The 20,438-nt window shown below is 53.1% G+C and carries 17 protein-coding genes and 3 tRNA genes; 16 read left to right on the plus strand and 4 right to left on the minus strand.

What is annotated here, in order from left to right:
• Positions 1-38: 38 nt before the first annotated feature.
• The 10 genes from IDM48_RS01705 to IDM48_RS01750 all read left to right on the plus strand — a co-directional run bounded on the left by IDM48_RS01705 (position 39) and on the right by IDM48_RS01750 (position 10,910).
• On the plus strand, positions 39-2,222 hold the full coding sequence (locus tag IDM48_RS01705) for a RecQ family ATP-dependent DNA helicase (protein ID WP_190617784.1): 2,184 nt from the start codon (positions 39-41) through the stop codon (positions 2,220-2,222).
• 143 nt (positions 2,223-2,365) lie between these two features.
• Positions 2,366-2,800, plus strand: a complete 435-nt coding sequence (gene tadA / locus IDM48_RS01710) for a tRNA adenosine(34) deaminase TadA (protein ID WP_151145565.1) — start codon at positions 2,366-2,368, stop codon at positions 2,798-2,800.
• A 123-nt stretch (positions 2,801-2,923) separates the two neighbouring features.
• Positions 2,924-3,766, plus strand: coding sequence for an ABC transporter ATP-binding protein (locus IDM48_RS01715; RefSeq protein ID WP_190617786.1), 843 nt, complete (start codon positions 2,924-2,926; stop codon positions 3,764-3,766).
• Positions 3,767-6,370 carry a YhgE/Pip domain-containing protein gene (locus IDM48_RS01720; RefSeq protein WP_190617788.1) on the plus strand — a complete coding sequence of 868 codons (2,604 nt, stop codon included), beginning with the start codon at positions 3,767-3,769 and terminating at the stop codon, positions 6,368-6,370.
• Complete coding sequence (locus tag IDM48_RS01725; protein ID WP_190617790.1) at positions 6,370-7,026, plus strand: TetR/AcrR family transcriptional regulator; 657 nt, start codon at positions 6,370-6,372, stop codon at positions 7,024-7,026. Before IDM48_RS01720 ends, IDM48_RS01725 begins: the two co-directional genes overlap by 1 nt.
• 62 nt (positions 7,027-7,088) lie before the next feature.
• A tRNA-Ser gene (locus IDM48_RS01730) sits at positions 7,089-7,179 on the plus strand.
• A gap of 90 nt (positions 7,180-7,269) precedes the next feature.
• Entirely contained in the window at positions 7,270-7,908 is a 639-nt protein-coding gene (gene upp / locus IDM48_RS01735; RefSeq protein ID WP_068172149.1) for a uracil phosphoribosyltransferase, read from the plus strand.
• Between the two features lie 804 nt (positions 7,909-8,712).
• Positions 8,713-9,498 (plus strand): winged helix-turn-helix domain-containing protein, encoded by a 786-nt coding sequence (locus IDM48_RS01740; RefSeq protein WP_190617793.1) that lies wholly within the window; start codon positions 8,713-8,715, stop codon positions 9,496-9,498.
• 89 nt (positions 9,499-9,587) lie between these two features.
• Positions 9,588-10,373, plus strand: a complete 786-nt coding sequence (locus IDM48_RS01745) for an alpha/beta fold hydrolase (RefSeq protein ID WP_068172144.1) — start codon at positions 9,588-9,590, stop codon at positions 10,371-10,373.
• 9 nt (positions 10,374-10,382) lie between these two features.
• Positions 10,383-10,910 carry a SixA phosphatase family protein gene (locus tag IDM48_RS01750; protein WP_145173943.1) on the plus strand — a complete coding sequence of 176 codons (528 nt, stop codon included), beginning with the start codon at positions 10,383-10,385 and terminating at the stop codon, positions 10,908-10,910.
• 79 nt (positions 10,911-10,989) lie between these two features.
• Here IDM48_RS01750 and IDM48_RS01755 read toward each other — a convergent pair.
• Together IDM48_RS01755 and IDM48_RS01760 are read right to left on the minus strand one after the other, a co-directional pair.
• A tRNA-Ser gene (locus IDM48_RS01755) sits at positions 10,990-11,081 on the minus strand.
• 179 nt (positions 11,082-11,260) lie between these two features.
• Positions 11,261-11,348: transfer RNA gene (locus IDM48_RS01760), tRNA-Ser, on the minus strand.
• Between the two features lie 141 nt (positions 11,349-11,489).
• Between IDM48_RS01760 and IDM48_RS01765 the strand changes: the two genes are divergently transcribed.
• The 6 genes from IDM48_RS01765 (at position 11,490) to IDM48_RS01790 (ending at position 18,270) form a co-directional block, all read left to right on the plus strand.
• On the plus strand, positions 11,490-12,482 hold the full coding sequence (locus IDM48_RS01765; RefSeq protein ID WP_068172137.1) for an NAD(P)H-quinone oxidoreductase: 993 nt from the start codon (positions 11,490-11,492) through the stop codon (positions 12,480-12,482).
• A gap of 100 nt (positions 12,483-12,582) precedes the next feature.
• The gene (locus IDM48_RS01770; protein WP_145173937.1) at positions 12,583-14,862 is read left to right on the plus strand and encodes a carbon starvation CstA family protein; all 2,280 of its coding nucleotides are present in this window, start codon (positions 12,583-12,585) and stop codon (positions 14,860-14,862) included.
• A gap of 13 nt (positions 14,863-14,875) precedes the next feature.
• Entirely contained in the window at positions 14,876-15,067 is a 192-nt protein-coding gene (locus IDM48_RS01775; protein ID WP_083147317.1) for a YbdD/YjiX family protein, read from the plus strand.
• A 151-nt stretch (positions 15,068-15,218) separates the two neighbouring features.
• Complete coding sequence (locus tag IDM48_RS01780) at positions 15,219-15,695, plus strand: dehydrogenase (protein ID WP_145173934.1); 477 nt, start codon at positions 15,219-15,221, stop codon at positions 15,693-15,695.
• A gap of 186 nt (positions 15,696-15,881) precedes the next feature.
• Complete coding sequence (locus IDM48_RS01785; protein ID WP_190617794.1) at positions 15,882-16,931, plus strand: chloride channel protein; 1,050 nt, start codon at positions 15,882-15,884, stop codon at positions 16,929-16,931.
• A 136-nt stretch (positions 16,932-17,067) separates the two neighbouring features.
• Positions 17,068-18,270, plus strand: a complete 1,203-nt coding sequence (locus IDM48_RS01790; RefSeq protein WP_068172127.1) for an acyltransferase family protein — start codon at positions 17,068-17,070, stop codon at positions 18,268-18,270.
• Positions 18,271-18,336: 66 nt separating this feature from the next.
• Here IDM48_RS01790 and IDM48_RS01795 read toward each other — a convergent pair whose 3' ends face one another.
• Both IDM48_RS01795 and IDM48_RS01800 read right to left on the minus strand, forming a co-directional pair.
• Positions 18,337-18,966, minus strand: coding sequence for a response regulator (locus IDM48_RS01795; RefSeq protein ID WP_151145164.1), 630 nt, complete (start codon positions 18,964-18,966; stop codon positions 18,337-18,339).
• Positions 18,963-20,258 (minus strand): sensor histidine kinase, encoded by a 1,296-nt coding sequence (locus IDM48_RS01800; RefSeq protein WP_190617797.1) that lies wholly within the window; start codon positions 20,256-20,258, stop codon positions 18,963-18,965. Before IDM48_RS01800 ends, IDM48_RS01795 begins: the two co-directional genes overlap by 4 nt.
• Positions 20,259-20,438 lie beyond the last annotated feature (180 nt).

Here is a 20,438-nt window from a genome sequence, read left to right on the forward strand (position 1 = left end):
GATAGCTTTGAATCGAGGTGCGCCTTTAGACTGAGGGTATGACTTTCGACCAGAACCATTCTGCCCTGCACTCCGAAGCCTTGGAGCTGTTGCGCAAGCTGACCGGTAACCCTAAGGCAATATTCCACGAGGGGCAGTTTGAGGCAATTGAGGCGCTGGTTGCTGAACGCCGTCGGGCGTTGGTGATTCAGCGAACCGGCTGGGGCAAGTCGGCAGTGTATTTTATTGCGGCGTTGCTGATGCGCCGTCGTGGGGCGGGGCCTGCCTTAATTGTTTCGCCGCTTTTGGCACTGATGCGCGATCAGGTAGAGGCGGCATCGCGCGCAGGTGTGCGTGCGGCGATGGTGAATTCATCGAATGTGACGGAGTGGGAAGAGATCCGCTCGGCGCTAGAAGCGGGGGGGCTGGATGTGCTCCTCATCGGCCCTGAGCGTCTAAATAACCCAGCCTTCCGCACCGAATGGCTGCCGAGTATCCAAGCGCGTATGGGTTTGTTGGTTATTGATGAAGCGCACTGCATCTCTGACTGGGGGCATGATTTCCGCCCCGACTACCGACGTATCCGCCATCTCATTGCTGAATTACCGGCGAGCGTTCCGGTGCTGGCCACTACCGCTACTGCTAACCAGCGAGTGGTGCAGGACGTCGCTGAGCAGCTGAACGTGCACGGGGGAGGAGAACAGACGCCAGATTTTTCTCAGGAGGTCTTCATTCTGCGCGGCCCCCTCTCGCGCGATTCCCTGCGTCTGGGCGTTCTTCAGCTCAAGCATTCATCTGAGCGCGTTGCCTGGTTGGTTGAACACTTAGGAACGCTTGAAGGTTCGGGCATTATTTACGCTTTGACTGTTTCAGCCGCCGAAGACACCGCTGCAGCTCTGCGTGAAGCTGGCTACGAGGTACTCGCGTACACGGGTAAGACAGACCCCGATGAGCGTCTTGAAGTCGAGAGCGCTTTGAAGGACAACCGCGTCAAGGCTCTTGTGGCCACCAGCGCCTTGGGCATGGGCTTCGATAAACCCGATCTTGGCTTCGTGGTACATTTGGGGGCGCCGTCGTCGGCAGTTGCCTACTACCAGCAGGTTGGACGCGCCGGCCGCGGAGCCATCAACGCCGATGTTCTGCTTCTTCCCGGCAGCGAAGACACAGAAATCTGGGAGTATTTCGCTACCGCATCGATGCCTACTGAAGAAAACACCACACAGCTTTTGAATGCGCTCGCTGAGTCTACGGCGGCGGGGCAGACGCTTTCTGTTCCTGCGTTAGAAACCCGGATTGACGTGCGAAGAAGCTCCATTGATTTGCTCTTGAAAGTCTTGGCAGTAGAAGGGGCAGTAGAACGGGCGGACCGCGGTTGGGTATCGACCGGCCAACCCTGGGTCTATGACCAGGCGCGTTATGACCGCGTGGCAGCTACCCGTCAGCAGGAACAGCAGGCGATGCTGGACTATGAGCACACCGATGTATGCCGCATGGTGTTTCTTGCTCGTGAGCTCGACGACATGTCGGCTCAACCATGCGGACAGTGCGACGTGTGCGCAGGTCCCTGGTATTCGCAAACCACAAGCGAACAAGCCGCTCAGATAGCTCAAAATAACCTCAAAAGGGTAGGCGTGGTCATTGAGCCGCGGGGCATGTGGCCCACTGGATTGGACCGGTTGAATATTTCAGAAAACGGAAAGCCGGTGAAGGGCAAAATTCCTCCAGCTTTGCGGGCTGAAGCAGGGAGGTCTGTAGCTCGCCTTTCCGATTTAGGCTGGGGTAACCGGCTGCGAGAAGTCTTTATCACTGATGCCGCAGGCGTTGCTGTGGACGGCCCGGTTCCTGCTGATCTTGGACGCGCGGCGGTCAAGGTTCTGGGGGAGTGGGACTGGCCCGAGCGTCCGGCTGCGGTGATTTCCATTCCATCCCCCACGCGCCCTCAACTGGCTGATTCGTTGGCGCGTGGGCTGGGCGCGGTGGGAAAACTCAAAGATTTGGGCAGCGTGCAACCTGTTGCGCCCTCGGAACACTTCGGCGGTAACTCGGTTTTTCGGTGTGCCGGTGTTTTCCACTTTTTTGAGATTCCTCAGGAGGTGGAAGAGTTCTTGCGCGAGAATCCGGTTTCAGTTTTGTTGGTGACGGACGTGGTGGATTCACGCTGGACGTTCACCGTAGTAGCACGCCAGCTCTTGCAAGCGGGGGCTTCAACAGTGTTGCCGTTTGCATTGGCTTCGACCCATTAGGAGTCGGGATGAAGAGTTCAAAAACTAGGGCTTCTTCGGGTGCCTCAGTTCCCTCCCAGAATGTCTCGGGTGAGTTGGCCCCCTCCGCCGCCGGTGATTTTGTTCGTGCCCGAGGAGTAACGAATCCACAGTATGAACAGTGGATGGATCGGGCGCTCATCTTGGCCGGAGAAGCGGCAGCAAACGGCGATGTTCCGATTGGTGCAATAGTTCTGGACGTCGCCGGTGAGGTAATCGGCCAAGGGTATAACCGCCGCGAAGTAGACCATGATCCCACCGCTCATGCTGAAGTGGTGGCAATCCGCCAGGCAGCTCGCCAGCGGGGAAGCTGGCGATTGGAGGATTGCACGCTGGTAGTCACCCTTGAGCCCTGTCTCATGTGCGCGGGTTCTATTTTGTTGGCGCGGATCCCGCGCGTCGTGATGGGGGCATGGGAAGAAAAGATGGGCGCAGCTGGAAGCCAGTACGATGTTCTGCGGGATAGACGATACCCACACACCGTTGAAGTAATTTCTGGGGTGCGGGAGCAAGAATGCGCTGAAATTTTACGTGTGTTCTTTAAAGAGCATCGCCCCTAGCCACCTTTGTGAAATACGTCGCAGAGGGCGGTCTAATATTTCACACCTCCTTTCTGTAAACTGACTGGTCGGTTCAAGTTAGAATTTTGTGGTAACTGCAATATATATTTTGAAAGTGGGCGCATGCTGATCATCAACAATATTTGGGCAAAGGGACGCCATAACGCTCTCTTTGGGCCGACAAGCTTTGAGGTTGAAGCCGGTGAAGTTATCATTATCCAGGCCGATAGCCAGCTGGAGCGAACAGCGCTCTCTTTGACCTTGACCGGTCGAATGAAACCATCAGGTGGAAGCATTAGCCGCGCAGAAGGCAAGCACTCAGTAAGAAAAGAAATTCGTCGCAAGCAGTTGCGCAAGCGCTCGGAACTAATCGATTCTCCCGATGTCAACGAACCCGAAAATTTCATGCGCGTGCACGATTACGTTTCGGAAATGCTCAGCTACCAACTTTCGGCATTTAGCAGACCTCGTAGTAAACAGTGGCTTGAAGAAAATGGTCTTGAAGAGCTCGATAACCTATGGATTGAGCAAGTCAGCGGTGAACAAAACATTCGTCTCATGAGCGCCTTGGCACGTAGCTACGATAAAGCTGACTTGCTAGTTTTTGACACACCAAGCCGCCACCTCAACCATACGTATATGTGGTTGCCCTACCTGCAGGAACTTGCAGAGGATCCCGAACACCCTCGCATCGTGATTGCCGTGGTGCCACATATTTCTAGCGAATGGACCGGTAAACGAGCTGTAGTGGGTAACGCGCACGAAGAATTTGACGAGGCTTCAATCCGACATTCTCCGGTGATATGGCATGAGGTAATAGAAGATTCTTCTGAAAATCAGCTCTCTTCCACTGAACCTCAGTCTTTGAACGGGAGCGTGGCTAGCGATGAAACTTTGCACGAACATTATCTGCCTGTGCCAACAGAGGCGGAAAATTATTCTGCAGATACAGAAGGAACCAAATAAATGGGTATCGTACGAGTAACACTTTCCGAACTGAAGCGGTTAAGCGGCGGCATTCTGCCCAAACTGGTACTGCTTTCAATGGCTTGTATTCCGCTGCTCTACGGCGGAATCTACCTTTACGCTAACTGGGACCCTTATGGCTCGATGGACGATGTTCCGGCGGCTATTGTGATGCTCGATAGTGGTTCAACTGATGCCAATGGAAACTACCAAAAGGTGGGTCAAGACGTTGAAAAAAACCTCAAAGACTCAGCTGATTTCCAATGGCAAGATGTAGCTACCCGAGATGAAGCCGTGCAAAAAGTTACCGATGGTGACCTACAGTTTGCCTTGGTTATTCCTCAGGATTTCACGAAAAATCTGCAATCTACTTCTGAGATTAAGCCCGATGCAGACGGCAAGGTGACTAACCTTAATCCGGAATCTGCTGGAATTGAAGTTATTACCAATGATGCCAATAACTATATTTTGACTAATATCGTCAAAACTGCCGGCACCACCATTCGTGATTCCGTAGCACAACAGGTGGGCGACAAAACCGCAGATACAATGCTGGCAAGCTTCACGCAGATTCACTCGAATATTTCAGATGCAGCAGATGGCGCGGATCAGCTTAACGCCGGTTCTATCAAGTTGAAAGACGGTATAGACCAGCTCAAAGACGGCTCCTCCCAGCTTTCTGAAGGCACTATCACGCTCAAAGATGGCACAGTTCAGTTGCGAGATGGATCTGGTCAGCTGGTGGATGGCCAGCAAAAATTGGCAGATGGATCGAGCCAGCTTGCTAGCGGTGCAGACCAGCTTAGCCAAGGTGCCTCCGATGCTAATGATGGTGCCAAGAAGCTTGCTGATGGTTCCAGCCAACTCTACGACGGCACGAAGAAACTTTCTGATGGAGCTGATTCCTTGGCAAGCGGTACGTCTGATTTAGCTGACGGTGCGAGCACCTTAGCAACAGGTACTCAAGATCTATCTACCGGCGCTGGTGCTCTTGCCAGCGGAACCAAAGACCTCTCTGACGGGGCAGGGCAACTCGCTGCCGGAACTAGTGAACTGAATCAGAAATTGAACGAGTCTGGTTTGAATACCGTTGCCTCTGATCTAAATCAGGTCTGCACTGATATTTCACAGAATAAGAGCACCGGTGATGCCGGAGCCAAACTTACTGATCAGGTAACCACTCAAATTGCTCAGCAGTTTACTCAGCAGGTTCAGCCGCTGGTTGCTGATGGAACACTTACTCAGCAGCAGGCAGATCAGCTGGTGGCTACCTTGACATCGCAGCAGACGAAAGACGATGTTACCGCCGTCAATAATAAGGTGATTGACGACGTCGATGCGCGGTTGGAACAGCTGGGAAGTTCGTGTGCTACTGACGGGACTTCATCCGTTGCCACCAAGATTACTGACCTCACTGGCGCTGTTTCTCAAATTAATGAAGGCGCTCAGTCTGTTGCTCAGGGAGCCAGCGATGCCCATGATGGAGCCCAGAAACTCTCTGATGGTTCTACGCAGCTCAATGATGGTGCTCAGAAACTCTCGCAGGGCGCAGATTCTGCACGAGACGGCGCGCAACAGCTCGCAGATGGTGCGCAGCAGGTGGAAGAAAACACTGGCAAGCTCTCCGAGGGCGCGGCAACTCTCGCGGACGGTACACAGAAACTTGCCGATGGTTCATCTACCTTGGCAGCCTCCGCTCATCAACTTGCTGACGGCGAACAGACAGCTTTAGAAGGTCAGAAGGATCTCAATTCTGGCGCTACTAAACTCGACGACGGCGCTACCAGCCTGAAAGATGGCGCCTCTGAACTGGATTCAGGAATCGGGCAAGCGCAGTCGGGTGCTGGCGATCTTCAGGACGGTTCAGGAGAATTGGCAACTGGACTCTCTGATGGTGTTAAAAAGATTCCTTCTCTGACCGATAGCCAGCAACGAGATACTGCAGAAACCATGTCTAACCCGGTAGATCTCAACCGGACGTCCTTGGCATCAGGAGAGAACTACGGTGAGGGCATGGGACCCTTCTTTATGGTTCTTGCATTGTGGATTGGTGCTCTGATGCTGGTGCAGACTATGCGCCCTAAAAATACCCGCGCCCTTGCTTCTAACGCGAACTCCGTTCGCATTGCAATAGGCGCATGGGGACCCTTTGGCGTGGTAGGTATTTTGCAGGCATTCCTGCTCTACCTGGTCGTTGATAAGGTACTAGGGTTTAACTTTGCACACCCCGTCATGGTGTTCTTCTTCTTGCTTCTGGTATCCCTGGTCTACACCGCTGTGATTTATGGCCTAGTCGCTTTGCTCGATGCCCCAGGTAAACTATTGGGTCTGATTATTTTGATTATCCAGCTGGTTACTGCGGGCGGTATGATGCCCTATCAGACCCTGCCTGATCCCATCAGATGGCTTCACTTTGTACTGCCGATGGGATACGCCCTTGGCGGTGTACGTAGACTTGCCTATGGAATTGACCTAGGGGCTCTACCGGTCATTATCGCGATGTTGCTTTTGTGGGGATTCATTGGGCTATTCTTAGGTTATTTAGGAACCCGAAAGAACCGTACCTGGACCCTCAAGACACTTAACCCGGAGATCGCGGTCTAATGAATTCTTCTATTCACCAACCCTCTACACAGGGATTTCAGTACCCAGTCCCCGTGGTGAATGCTGATTCTCGACGTCCCGGGCGTACCAACCGCACTCAACTTAAATTGTTTCAGGCAGCACTGGAAATTATGAGTGAGAAAGGTCCCTCCTCTACCACGGTGGAAGAGGTGGCATTGAAGGCGGGGGTCTCTAAAGGAACGGTTTACTATAACTTCGGTTCTAAGAAGACCATGGTCGAACAGCTGTTGCAGTATGGAGCAAACCTTCTCAAAGAAGAAATCTTGCTGGGTGCTCAGAAGAATGATCCGCGTGAGGCAATACGAGGGGCAGTTAAGTCAGCATTTATCTATTTGGAGAATCATCCGGGCTTTGCGCGCCTGTGGATTGCAGAAGTTTGGAAGGGCAAGGCGTCGTGGTCTGAAACTATGATTCAAATTCGTGCTGAATTGATGAGCGTGCTTGAAGACCTCGTACGGAGTATTTCCACCCGTTACACGGTAGATAAAGCACAAGATCCCGAGGCTATCGCGGTAGCTATTTTTGGCTCAACTTTTATGCTCTCCATGGACCATGAAATTCACAATGCTTCGCGAACAGCTGAGGACGCTACTCGCGCCGTAATGCTGACTATTGATGCTTATATTTCTCACTAGATACTCCTTCAGGGGTAAAGATTTTGAGAAGTTAGGCAAGTGCGGGTAAAGTATCCACAGTTGGTGACGTGTCCGAGCGGCCGAAGGTGCAACACTCGAAATGTTGTGTACGGTAACCCCGTACCGAGGGTTCAAATCCCTCCGTCACCGCCAGCGAAAGCTCCCGAGTTCTCTTACTCGGGGGCTTTTCTTTTGCCCTTTTTTCTGACGCATGGGGACTGGGAAAAGTGGTAGCTTGAAGGTATGCAGATTACCATTCTTAATCACCCTCTTGTAGACCATAAAATTTCAGTTCTTCGTGATAAGAACACTCCTTCGCCCATTTTTCGTCAGCTGGTAGAAGAGCTAGTTGCTTTGCTGGCTTATGAAGCAACTCGCGGTATTCGTACAGAAGAACGTGAGATTGAAACTCCCGTGGCAAAGACCGTGGGGCGTATGTTGGCGAGCCCCCGTCCGCTGGTGGTTCCCATCCTTCGCGCGGGGTTGGGCATGCTGGAGGGTATGACCAAGTTGCTACCTACCGCTGAGGTGGGTTTCTTAGGCATGGCGCGTAATGAGGAAACTCTAGATATCGTGACCTACGCGGAGCGCCTGCCTGAGGACTTAACCGGTCGTCAGGTTTACGTCTTGGATCCCATGCTGGCAACTGGTGGTACCTTGATTGAAACCATTAAATTTCTGCGTGAACGCGGAGCCGACCACATTACCTGCTTGTGCATTATTGGTGCTCCTGAAGGTATCGAGGCGCTTCAGCAGGGCGTGGCAGGAATGGAGAACGTTAATCTTTTCTTGGCGACTCAGGACGAGCGATTGAACGAGAAAGCTTATATTGTGCCGGGGCTGGGCGACGCCGGCGACCGCCTGTATGGGCTTGCCGAATAGTCGAGAAGTAATGTAAATCACTAAACGCCGTAAGTGAAGCTTTGCTTTACTTACGGCGCTTTCATCACTGTATATATGCAGTTTGTTACCTAACCTTTACCTGGGAAGTTTCAAGGTGTTAGTGAGGCGACGTTTCTGGAGTGTCGATGCATCTTGGAGGAGTAGGCGGGTTGCTGCTTGCGGTGGTCAATCCTTGCGATTCCACGTGCTGTTTTCATGTGGGGTATCTGGTTTTTGCCCTTAGGTTCCCGGTGGGAGGGGATAGATCTTAAGACTTTCCGAACGCTTACTACTAGTGACGGGTTGATTGATGGGGAGCGAGTTGAAGAGCGGGTGGTTTTAGGTGGTTGCCACAGTGTTGTTTTGTGTGGGAAAACGATGTGCCTGAAGGTCTAGGATTCGAGACAAGCTACTTTCGCTGTAAAATATCTGAGGAGTAAAATCAGTTTTTTTGTCAACCCTCTTGACAAGCAGTCTAACTCAGGTGTTGTTCAGGAAAATATAAATTTACCAGATTTGAGCCGTGCCTAAAACTAAGTATCTAGATGTATAAATAAAGAATTTTTGTATTTCTATTCAAATTTTATGAAGTTCACTTAGGCCTTTGGCGGGGAGGGAATCCCCCTTAAATAGCTGTTTCCTTCAAAAAAGACACATTTATTACTTGATTTATTGAGAGATTCAGACCACGATTGAAGAAGTAAAGCGATGAGGCGTCGTCGAAGAACTTCTACACTCCACCGTGGGTTTTAAGGGAACGATTTCAAGATTGCCGCATCCCACTTCAACGAAGCAGGTAATCTCATGTCAGGTGCTCCCGGATACGTGCATATTTCCCAGCGCGGTCGTAATAATGCTCAGCGCGCTGGAGCTCAACCCCACTACATGGGGGAGGGTCGAGCCCATCTGTCACCTGCCAATTTGCGCCCCATGGCAACAAGCCAAATAGAACAAACCGCCGCGCGTCCTCAGCAGCAGGCTGAGAATGAGGCTCGGGGGTTTGTGATTTACGTTGGTCTGTCCGAAGAAACCGCTGCCTCAAACGGCACTTCACTGGTTCGTATTGTGCAAGATCTACGTGCATACGCCCATAACTTGGCTCCTGAAGCTGAATCTTACGCAGCCGTTGCGCTTGCCCCATCGGATGCCGAAGGTTCGGATCTAGAGGTAGTGCGCAACGCTTTGGGCGACCCTACTGCAGTGCACCATCAGCCAGAGTCGCACCTCATGGTTCAGCAGTCCAGTCAGGACAACGCGCCCGGGCACAACGTCGGCGTCTTGATTGACCTTTCCCGCCGCGAAGTATTCCTGGACGGCGAGATTCTCAACCTCACCTATAAAGAGTTTGAGCTATTGAACTACCTGGTAGAAAACGCTGCGCGTACCGTGGGTCGCGATGAATTGCTCAACAGTCTTTGGCGGGAAGCCGAAGAAATTCCTAATGAGCGAACCATCGACGTTCACATCCGCCGGTTGCGTTCTAAACTAGGGCGTTTGGCAAATACCGTGCGCACTGTACGCGGCCAGGGCTATCGCTTCTATGAGCACCCAGAAGTTGTAGTCTGGGCAGCTCCCGAATACTCCATCTAATCTGATTTTCTTGAATCCGCCGGTACTGAGTCGCTCAGTGCCGGCGGATTCTTTAGTATGGAGGGAAATCGTTCAAGGAGTGTAGATAGATGCAACAGGGTCGGGAACTAGCGCACGAGATTGTAGGAAATGGTGCTCATCGGGTGGTTTTTCTGCACGGGCTGATGGGCCGAGGAAAGAACTTTACAACTATCGCAAAGCGTCTGGGGGATGACTTCACCGTATTATTGGTAGATTTGCCTAACCATGGAGCTTCACCTTGGACTGAAGATTTTGATTATGACGAGATGGCAGATCTTGTTGCCGAATTTCTCTCCGCTGACTTTGCGAAAGATTGCGCCGTGGATGTCGTCGGGCATTCTATGGGTGGAAAAATCGCCATGCGGTTGGCGCTTCGCTATCCTCACCTGGTCAAGAAGCTGGCTGTTCTCGATATCGCGCCGTCGGCATCGAGCGGAAATTTCGATCACCTGCTGGGAAGCATGCTAGCTCTTTCGTTGAAAGACTTTTCGACACGCGGGCAGGCGAGCCAGGCGCTAGAGCCGGCGGTTCCACAGGACGGCACGCGGGGATTTCTGCTTCAAAACCTGACGCGCCGCAACGGCGAGTTCGTGTGGGAGCCTAACCTGCAGATGCTCTATAACAATCTGGAAAAAATTATGGGATGGGAGCAGCCCGTTGCGCAGTTCGAGGGAGAGGTTCTGTGGGTGGCTGGGGAACAGTCGGGATATATTCGCCCCGAAGACTCTGCCCCTATGCGTGAATTGTTTCCGCGCGTGCGAAAAGTGACGCTCAAGGGCGCTGGCCACTGGGTTCATGCTGATAAGCCTGATGAAATTGTCTATATGTTGCAGACTTTTCTATTGGGTCAATAGACTCTAGGTATGCCTGAATTTTCAAAGCGTCACGATTCTAAAATGCTCATCATTATGCGCCATGCAGAGGCGGACTGGGGGCTGGACGATTTCAACCGCCCTCTTACTCAGCGCGGTCATGGTCAGGCATCTGAGGCAGGGCAGTGGTTACAGGAAACTGGGGCGATTCCCGAGATGATTATTTCATCGGCGGCTTTGCGCACCCGGCAGACCACTACGTGGATTGAGGACGCGCTGGGGGAGAAAGCTCCTACGGCGTCTTTGGACGAACGCCTGTATAACGCGCCGTCGTCGGCTCTCATCGGGGCGATTAACCATGCCCCTTCTGCCGTCAATTCGCTGATGCTGGTGGCGCATTTACCGGGTGTGCAGGATGCCGCGATGGAACTCATGCGCTCAGATTCGGCGGTGGAGGCATCCACGGAGATTTCTTATGGGTTCCCGCCTGCTTCGGTTGCCGTTTTTGAGGTGCTGGGAAATTGGAACGAGCTGGCGCCGGGTGAGGCTAAGCTTATTGCTTTTCGGACGTTCAGTTAGAGGCTGGGCGCGTTTTACACAAACGAATGCCAAAAGCCCCTGTTTCCTTGATTTCTCAAGGGAACAGGGGCTTTCTTTCTGGCGGAGACGGGGGGATTTGAACCCCCGGTCGAGTTTAAGCCCGACCCTTCATTAGCAGTGAAGTCCATTCGGCCGCTCTGGCACGTCTCCAACACCGCATCGCTTGTAGCTCGTCAACATAGCGCTACATTGCAACACAGTATTCACCATACTAACTGCTTTCTCAGAACCGGTCAAAATGCTGCTTTAGTGGGCAAGCCTGAGGGGTGGATGAAAACTACGGAGAAACAAAAAAGTCTCGGGTTCTTTCGAACCCGAGACTTATCTCGCGGATGGTAAGGGATTTGAACCCTTGAGACGGGGTTGCCGCCTACTGGTTTTCAAGACCAGCTCCTTCGGCCGCTCGGACAACCATCCCTGAGGAAAAACTCTAATGGATGCCGTGGGCGATTGCAAAATATGAACTGCTCAAAGTGGTAGAAAGCATAGGTTTTCTCTGGAAAGAGTGGGTAATGATGCGTACGGTGGATAGAAAAGACGCTCAGAGAAAGAGGAGACATGAAAGCTGTAGTTGAAAATGAGCATGGCGGTCCAGATGTTCTAGAAATCACCGACGAACCCCAGCCTCAACCTCAGCGAGGTCAGGTTCTCCTCAAGGTCATGGCTGCAGGTATCAACCGCGCCGACGCCATGCAGCGTCGCAATATGTACCCTGTCCCTGCCGGCGAGTCGGCAATCTATGGGCTAGAAGTTGCCGGAGAAATTGTAGAAGTTGGCGAGGGTATCGATTCTTCTTTGGTAGGTCAATCGCGAGTTGCGCTTTTAGGGAGCGGTGGATATGCCGAATTTGTTGCGGTGAATGCCGAACACACGCTACCCGTGCCCAAGAACGTGAGTATAGAAGAAGCTGCAGGACTGATTGAGGTTGCCGCGACCGTCTATTCCAACCTGGTGTTGGCAGCAGGTCTCTCTACGGAGCTTGCACAAAACCAGGGCAAGACCGCGCTCGTTCACGGCGGAACGGGCGGAATCGGTATGCACGCCACCCAGCTGTTGAAGTACCTGGGCGTAAAAGTGTTTGCTACTGCAGGAGAGCCTGAAAAATGTGCCTATCTTCAAGGGCAGGGTGTAGAAGCCATCAACTATAAGAAACAAAATTTCAGGGAAGTAATCGCCGATGAAACCGAAGATGGCGTGGACTATATCCTCGACGTCGTCGGCGGAAAGTACCTTGCTGATAACCTTTCGTCGCTGGCAAAGGACGGTCACCTGTGCATTATTGCCTTGCAGGGTGGGGCAAAGGCTGAAGCTAATTTGGGGCTGATGATGTCGCGCCGCCTCAATATCCACGGTACGACTTTGCGAGGGCGACCGGCCCAGCAAAAAGCTGAAATCGTGAAAGGTGTGGGTGAAGTAGTGTGGCCACTGATTGAAAAGGGCTACATTAGCCCTGGCCTCGACCGCTCCTTCCCTTTTGAACAGGTGCAAGAAGCACATGAATACTTTGACTCGGGCAATCATCGCGGAAAAATTGTGCTCACCATGAGCTAATTTTTGACGGCAGACGGAGGACGCCGGGGCAGATTGTGCTGTAGATAACTCAGGTATATGGTTTAAATTACACACACTTTCTATCCCCGAAGGACTTTCCATGCGTGAAAATTCTGCGTCCTCCACCGACCTCTTGGAGCATGAACGGCCACCGGCCTATGTGGATCCCGAGATTATTGCGGCAGAAGAAAAGAAATGGACCCCTAAGAAGATAGCCCTCTGGGTAGCTATCTCTCTGGTAGGTGCCATCAGCTGGTTTATGCTCGCCATCGTGCGGGGCGAGACCGTCAACGGTATTTGGTTCGTCTTTGCCGCGGTCTGTTCGTACCTCATCGCTTACCGTTTCTATGCCCGTTATGTTGAGGCGAAACTGGCTAATCCCGACGACCGCCGGGCAACCCCCGCTGAGTATGATGCCGACGGCAAAGACTACGCAGCTACCGATCGTCGTGTTCTCTACGGCCACCACTTTGCCGCTATCGCCGGTGCCGGCCCGCTCGTCGGCCCTGTGCTCGCTGCGCAAATGGGTTTTCTTCCCGGAACTATCTGGATTATTGTCGGCGTAATTTTTGCCGGTGCTGTGCAGGACTACCTGGTACTCTTTTTCTCGATGCGCCGTGGCGGACGCTCGCTGGGGCAGATGGCCAAGGAAGAGCTGGGTACCGTAGGCGGTTACGCAGCCATCCTTGCCACGCTCACCATCATGATTATCATTACCGCCATCTTGGCGCTGGTGGTTGTCAACGCACTGGGCGAATCACCCTGGGGCGTGTTCTCCGTGGGTATGACCATTCCCATTGCACTCTTTATGGGTGTCTATCTGCGCTATCTGCGCCCGGGCAAAGTGGGCGAAGTATCCCTCATCGGATTCATTTTGCTGATGGTCGCAATTATTGCCGGCGGCTGGGTGGCTGAGACATCCTGGGGTGCACAATATCTGACTCTCGACCGCGTTACCCTCGCATGGGCAGTTATTATCTACGGTTTCGTTGCCGCTATCTTGCCTGTTTGGCTCCTGCTCGCCCCGCGCGATTACCTCTCTACCTTTATGAAGGTGGGAACCATCATTTTACTGGCAGTGGGCATTATCGTTGTCCGCCCAGAGATCTCTGTACCTGCCTTCTCCGAATTCGCTTCCCGTTCCGATGGCCCCGTATGGTCCGGTTCGCTCTTCCCCTTCCTCTTCGTCACCATCGCCTGTGGTGCACTTTCGGGCTTCCACGCGCTGATTGCTTCGGGCACCACTCCTAAGATGGTGGAAAAAGAACGCCAGGTTCGTTTTATCGGCTACGGCGGTATGCTCATGGAATCATTCGTGGCAATCATGGCTCTCGTAGCTGCTGTGACCGTAGACCGCGGAATCTACTTTGCGATGAACTCAGCTGCGGGCGCTACCGGAGGCACAATCGAAGGCGCAGCGGCGTTCGTGAATTCGCTGGGGCTTACCGGAGTCCACGTAACCCCTGAACTCCTCGGCGAAACCGCCCAGCATGTAGGCGAACAAAGCATCGTTTCGCGTACAGGCGGCGCACCCACCCTCGCCGTCGGTATGGCAACCATTCTGCATCAGATGATGCCTGCCTTCGACCTCATGAGCTTCTGGTACCACTTCGCCATCATGTTCGAAGCACTCTTCATCCTCACCGCGGTGGACGCCGGAACGCGTGTAGCCCGATTCATGTTGCAGGATACGCTGGGCAACTTCTTCCCCCGGTTTAATGACCACAACTGGCGCTTGGGCGCATGGCTGACCACCGCCATCATGGTTGCTGGCTGGGGTAGCATCCTGATTCTTGGCGTCACCGATCCTTTGGGCGGTATCAATACTTTCTACCCGCTCTTCGGCATCGCCAACCAGCTGCTTGCTGCCGTGGCGCTCGCGGTTTGCCTTGCCATCGCAGCAAATAAGGGCAAATTCAAGTACCTGTGGATTATTGCTCTACCTCTCGTCTTTGACCTAGTAGTTACCGTGGTTGGTTCTTGGCAGAAAATCTTTAGTTCAAACCCCAAGGTGGGTTACTGGGCGAATCATTTTGCTTTCAAGGACGCCCTGGAATCCGGTGCTTCCTCCTTTGGCGCGGCGAAAACTCCCGCGGCAATGGAAGCGGTTCTTCGCAATACCATGGTGCAGGGAACGCTCTCCATCATTTTCGTGGTGCTTACTCTAATCGTGGTCCTTATGGCAGTTCTTGAAGTCATGCGCGCTGCCAAGGGTCAGCAGAAGGAAACCCGCGAGAACCCCTATATCGAATCTCGAATCTTTGCACCGGCAGGGCTCACTGCCACCGATGCAGAGAAGAAACTTGAGAAAGAATGGGCAGAGTTCTACCGGAAACATCCTCAGGAAATCGCCGGTTCTGCGGGTCATTCGGCTCACTAAGCGAGGGCGTTCTATGAATAAGATCAAAGAGATTATCTCAGCGATAGAGTGGTTTACCTCTGGCATGCTGGGTGGAGATAAATACCAAAAATATCTTGCCCACCACCGCCAAACGGGGTGCGATCACGCTCCGATGAGCGAGCGAGAATTCTGGCGTGATTATCACCGTCGACTAGACGAGAACCCTGGCGCTCGCTGTTGCTGACCCCTCTGTCGGTTGGATAAACCGTGTACCGCTCGCTCCGCTCACTGTCCATGAAGTGGGCGGAGCGAGTTTTTATACTTTTATTTAGGTGACGAATCGTCCCTCAACAATTTAGGGTAACCTCAGTATGGAACAAACGGGAGGAGGCTCTATGGGAATCAGAGACATGCTGCAAAGCCGCAGAGACGACGCCGAGTTGGGGCGCGGAGTCTGGCGGCGTGCCCATGACCGTTTTCGTCGTGGAATTGACCGTTTCCACCAGATTTTAGAGAAGCTTCCTCACGACCAAAATTTTGAACTTCTTATTCCAGAGGCAAACGCATTAGCAGATCTTTTGCCCCGTGTGCGAGATATTGCCCGCCAAGCACAGCTTCTTGCACCTAGTCAGGGAACCGATATACCGGCGTCACCCCACGGTACGTATTCGGATCTTCACCGCAGTCTCTCGCGCGCTGGCAATGCCGTTGCCCTGTGTGCCGAGGCTCTCGCCATGGTGCGTTGCCAGGGCGACTGCCAGCTTTCGTGTTCCCGGAAAGTTGCAGTGAGCCGGCGTCTACAAACAGTAATTGAGCATATTGAAGATGCCGAAGCTAAACTTGCGCAGGCGCATCGCGAATCTACTAACTAGGCGAACGAGGCTAATCGCGTGCGTGGGTCTCTTCTAGCGAAACGTTATTTCCCCCTTTTTTGTGCCACTGCTGTTGCTATCGTCTGCGCGGCTCTCGCAGGTGTTCTCTCTACTTATTTTCTGCACGCAGTTGAAAATATCTTTCATCATTTAAGCGCTTACCCCCGGTGGGTTCTATTGCTTGCCATGACGTGCACAGGGGTTACGGTAGGGCTTCTCTGGTGGTTCGTTCGAGCTAAACCCCTGGGATCGATAAGCGAGGCCTTGGGGCAAAAACTCTCCACCTTTCCTCTCGCACGAAACACTCTCGATGCCACTTTACAGCTTACGGTGGTAGGGGCAGGAGCTTCGATCGGTCGAGAAGGAGCACCCCGACAGCTAGCGGGTGTCTATTCTTTTCACTTGAGTACGTTGCTCAAAGTACAGGACCCTGATCGAGCGGTAGTGACGGCGTCGGCGGCAGGGGCGGCTTTGGCAGCAGCGTACAACACGCCTTGGGCGGGAATCGCATATACGGTGTGCGTAATGATGGGTAGTTGCAACTGGTTCTCTCTTGCAGTGGCATCGGTGACTAGTTGGGGCGCGGTGTTACTCTCCCATATCTTCTTAGGTAACAACGCCTTTTACCCCCTGACTTTTTCTGCGGTGCGCTGGGAAGTATGGGTCTGGGCAGTTGCCTCTATCCCTCTTATCGCTGTAGCTGGCTTTGTATTTCGTCAGATAGCGCAGCACGCCAACAAGAAATCTTCCACCGTACAAGGGGCTTTTCTGCCGCTCACCATCGGTGTGGTGCTGGCGCTAACCGGTCTAGTGATGCTGGTTGCCCCGGATATTTCGGGTAACGGCGTCCTCATTCTTCAGAACGGTTTTGCGGGAAACATTAGTCTCCGAGGTTTCCTCCTACTGATTCTTCTGAAACCATTTTTTACGTTTCTCACCTTGGCTGCAGGAGCCAAAGGCGGGGTGCTTACTCCTGCGCTTGCCCTGGGCGGTGCGCTGGGCGGAGCCTGTGCAATAGCGACTGGAAACAGCGAGAGTTTACTGCCGTTCATGGTGGTTGGCGCTGGCGCTTTGCTAGCAGTTTCAGAAAATTCCATTGCATTTGGCCTGTTATTTGCGTTGGAACTGGTGCACGCTCCACCGCCGTTGTGGGGTGCAGTCGGTGTAGCTACCTGGGGGAGCGTCTCTCTTGTTCAGCTGGTACAGCGCAAATACAAGCACTCCGACCAGAGGTAATATGACAGAACTATCCCCATTAAGGCGGCTAACAATCCCAGCTAAGTGGTGGTAGGTTTTGCTGTTATGGTGCATTTTGCTCAAAATGTACCGTTCGCACTCGCTTGTACCATTTAGAAACACCAGAAGGACCCCCTTGAATCGCTACGCTCACATCGATGCAATGCGTGCATTTGCAGTTTTGCTCGTCGTTTTTTCGCATGCAGGACTGACCTTTGTACCCGGCGGATCCGGCGTCACCATCTTTTTTGTCATTTCAGGCTTTATCATTACGTTCTTGCTCCTGCGAGAACGAGATAAAACTGGAGGGTTCGACCTCGGTGGCTTCTATATGCGACGCCTCATCAAAATCGCCCCGCCCCTCTTTCTCGCGCTAATCATCCCAACCCTGATCTATATGGCTTTCGGTGGCGCCGTCAATATTGGTGATTTCCTCGGGCAGATTTTCTTCTTCTTTAACTGGCGCTATCTTGATTCCCAAGTCACCGTTCTCCCTGGCTCTCATGTCACCTGGTCCCTAGCGATTGAAGAACAGTTCTACCTGGTCTTCGCGCTGATTTGGCTCTTTGCCGTCAAGAGCAAGCACTACCTCAAAATCGTAGTGAGCCTCGCTATTTTTGCCATTGTATGGTCGAATCTCTCACGATTCTTCCTGTTCCTCGACGGCGCAAGTTCTGACCGTATTTACTTCGGTACCGATACCCGCGTTGAAGCTATCGCTGTAGGCACTCTCGTGGCTGTCTGGTTCTTTAAATACCGAAATACCGACATGGTTCAGGGCCGCTCCATCCGTGGGTCTCGGTTTGCCGATTCTTCTCTTACTGGTGCCGGGCGTAGCATTCCCTTGCTGGGCCGTAACTGGGTGATTGTGGTAGCTGTAGGAATCTACCTTTTCTCACTCGTAATTCGTGATGATTTCTTCCGCGATACCGCACGCTATTCCCTCCAGGCTATTGCTGCCGCACTGATGGTGCTGTGGGGTCAGGTAGCTCGACGCCAGCCGCTGGGCACTAAGCTCATGAAACTACTCCAGTGGCGATTCCTGCAGCTGTTGGGACTTTCCAGCTACTCCATCTACCTCTCTCATGATGTTATTTACCGCCTGGTTGAACCCCACCTGGAATTCTTGCCCCGTCCCGTGATGGTCCTTCTCATGGTCGCTCTCGGCCTGGTGGTAGGAATTGCCATGTATAAGTTCGTGGAAGTTCCCGCGCTGGCGTACAAAGATCGCCACTTCGCTTCAGCTAATTACAAAGCTGAGCAAGAAGCCCGCATGATTGCTGCGGCGAATAATACCTCTGACGTTCAGGGGCAGGAAATCCGTCAGGCACAGGACTAAGTTCCGCCGTCGAATTATTGAAAAAAGAATCGCCGCCGGTTCACCATGAACCGGCGGCGATTCTCTTTAAATAAGCCGCATTTCTCGCGCGACGCCGATTGCCGCCGTCCTATTATCCACTCCCAGCTTGGAATAGATATGGACGAGGTGGGTTTTTACAGTCGCCTCAGAGATAAAAAGTTGCTTGGCCAGTTGCTTGTTAGTGGCTCCAGTGGCAAGTGCTTGGAGAAGTTCAATTTCTCGCGGGCTCAAATCGGGAGCGGGGGTGCGCATCCGGTCAAGCAATACCTCAGTGATATGTGGAGAAAGAGTTCTGCGGCCTGCCGCCGTAGCTAAAACAGCATCGTGCACTTGCTGGGGCGGGGCATCTTTGAGGAGGTAGCCTAGCGCTCCGGCTTCGACCGCTGCCACAATATCCGATTGGGTATCAAAAGTTGTTAGCACCAGCACCGGCGGCCCGCCTGCCTGGGTAATAGCCCGGCAAGCTTCTATCCCGTTCATGGGTTTCATCTGTAGATCCATGATGACAGCGTCAGGCGCTGTGCCGTTCTGGGTGACCTGCTGTAAAACATCTAGTGCCTCTGCGCCGTCTGAGGCTTCTGCGATAACCTCAATATCTTCGAAGGAAGTGAAGACTGCTTTCAACCCGGCACGCACGATGGGATGATCGTCAACCAACATAATAGATACGGTCATGAGCGTCCTTGGGTAAGCGATGAATGAGGTAGGGAAAGAGTCACTACTGTACCTTCACCCGGAGTAGATTCTACGGCCAGCTCTGCGCCGATTTCGACGGCGCGAGCTCGGAGGGATACTAGCCCGTAGCCTGAGCCATCAGCGGGGTGGGTCGGGTGAGCCTCGGCAGCAAGCGTGGGGATGAAACCGCGGCCGTCGTCAAAAATATCTAAAGTGGTGGTGTGCTCCCATAGCCCCAGGGTAACGACGGCGTGCTGGGCATGGGCATGAGCTGCAACGTTGGCTAAAGCTCCCTGGGTAATGCGTATGAGAGCCTCTTGGATAGGTTCGGGAAGCTCTGCGGCACTCAGCGGAGACTGATCCCCATCAAGGTGCACCGTGCAAGAGAGCGAATCGCCTCGGGCAGATACCATTCTCTGAGTCTCGGCACAAAGGCGCTCTAAAGCTGGGACGAGCGATGTAGTGAGAGAGGGAGAGGAAAGGTCTCGGATGAAGCGGCGGGCTTCTGCAAGGTTATCTGCGGCGACGCGGTTGATTACGCTGAGCTGTTCTCCTACCTCTGGGGCGGTGGGTTTTGCTGCTGCCGCTCTGGAAATCAGCACGATAGAAGAGAGCCCCTGGGCGAGCGTGTCATGTATTTCACGGGCGAGCCTTTCCCGTTCTTCCAGCCTCCCCGATTCGTGCTCTTTTTGAGCAAGTTCAGCTTGGGTTGCGCGAAGTTTCTCGGCGGTACGCTGATGCGCTAGGGAATCTCGGTGAAGTTGACGGTATGCAAGCGAAATAATGATGGCTAACAGCGCGCCCAGGCTGGGCCCAATGATGGCACCGGCACTGAGTTCGTGAGCGCTTTCGTGCTGTGTCTGAATCGCGGGAAGCCCGATAGAAATGCCGGTAAGAAGAGCCACCGCCCCCAATGCCGGAATAACCGGTAGCAGATGCATACACAGGAAGACGAGAGGGAACATCATCCAGGTGAAACTACTGTGATGGTACAGCAACACAAGCCACAGCATCACGACAATCGCTAGCCAGGTTCTCGCTAGCGCAGGGCGGGAACGCACCAGATTAGCTCCGCGAACTCCGCCGAACTTTCCCCGGGCAAACCGGTTCTCCACGATAGTGCCAGCCATATACGTCAGCGCCAGTGCGAGCGAGCCCACCGTCAGTCTGCCGGGGGCGGCGTCGTCCTGAAGCGCCGAAATAAAACCTACTGCCAGCAAAAAAGCGAACATCACGTGCAAACTGATGCGCAAAATCTGCAGAACAGATGATTCTTCGGGGGCCGGATTCATGGGTCTACTTTCAGCAAAGAGGTTCTGATAATTCTAAGGTACCCACTGTGAAGATATTCCGCCTGCCTGCCCTATCAACCAAATGGTTGATAAGAGGTTCAACCGTTCACGTGATGTGCTAGAAACCAGATTTTTCCAGAATAGAAGAAGAGAAGTCGAGGTTTATAGATGGGTTGCGCC

This window comes from Rothia amarae (assembly GCF_014705945.2).
GTDB lineage: Bacteria > Actinomycetota > Actinomycetes > Actinomycetales > Micrococcaceae > Rothia > Rothia amarae.